Source organism: Haloferax sp. Atlit-10N, from assembly GCF_003586325.1.
GTDB lineage: Archaea > Halobacteriota > Halobacteria > Halobacteriales > Haloferacaceae > Haloferax > Haloferax prahovense.
In genome coordinates, this window is the sequence record NZ_PSYX01000056.1 from 1 (window position 1) to 844 (window position 844).

1 protein-coding gene is annotated in these 844 nt (G+C 50.5%); it reads right to left on the reverse strand.

The window, feature by feature from the left end:
• A partial coding sequence (locus C5B91_RS22860; protein WP_233547862.1) for a hypothetical protein occupies positions 1-231 on the reverse strand: 231 nt, incomplete at its 3' end.
• Between the last annotated feature and the right edge of the window lie 613 nt (positions 232-844).

The following is an 844-nucleotide window of genomic DNA, read 5'->3' on the forward strand; positions in this document are numbered from 1 at the left end:
TTCGTCGGGGACTTCGACGCCCTTCAACATAGCGAAGGTGACTTCGCTGCTTATGTCCCGGCTCTCTGAATAGAGGGACACTTCATCGACCGCTGCGATTTGACCTCGGTAGTGCTCCTCCAGGTGTGTCTTAATCGCTGACTCCAACTGTGGAGGAAACCCTGCATAACGCCCTGCAATCGCTTCTGAGATTACACCGTAATCATTGGTCGATAACTCGTATGTGGTCATCTGTCAGAACCAACAAGTTCCACTTGCATTAGGCCTCTGTATATCGGAGTTTGGTGTCTTGGACGCCCTTCGTTGATTGGGTGTGGTCGTCTTTCAACACCTCCTTAGCGTTAAGAGGGAGAACCAGAATAATCGACATTGACTGTCCATCTGGACTTAGAACTCTTCAAAAACTATCTATCACATGAGTTGATCGTTGAGGTGCAATACGCAAACGAAGAGAAAGACCTCGACGCGGTCACGCACAACTACCTCTCAGCCGGATATAGCGTCTACTGGGCCAGTCCTGACGATTTTACCAACGACCGATTCCGTATGAGGAGATGGTCGTCGCATTCGACCAACGGGCTGAGACCGCCTTCACAGCTTCGTGGGTAGACCCTCCAGAGATCGATCCATCTGAGGAATTTTTGGAGCGGTTCGTAAACTCTGAACCCCTTACCTTCATGACCCGAATCCGGACTATAACCGTACCTGTTACTACGGGGGAGTGACATCTACGACCGGTATTTCTGCAAACACTGTCGGCTTGAGCGCTGGAAAGACACTGCTGTAGAGGCGTACATCTACGCTGAGTCAACTATCAAGACGAGTTCTGACCTTGGTGACAGAG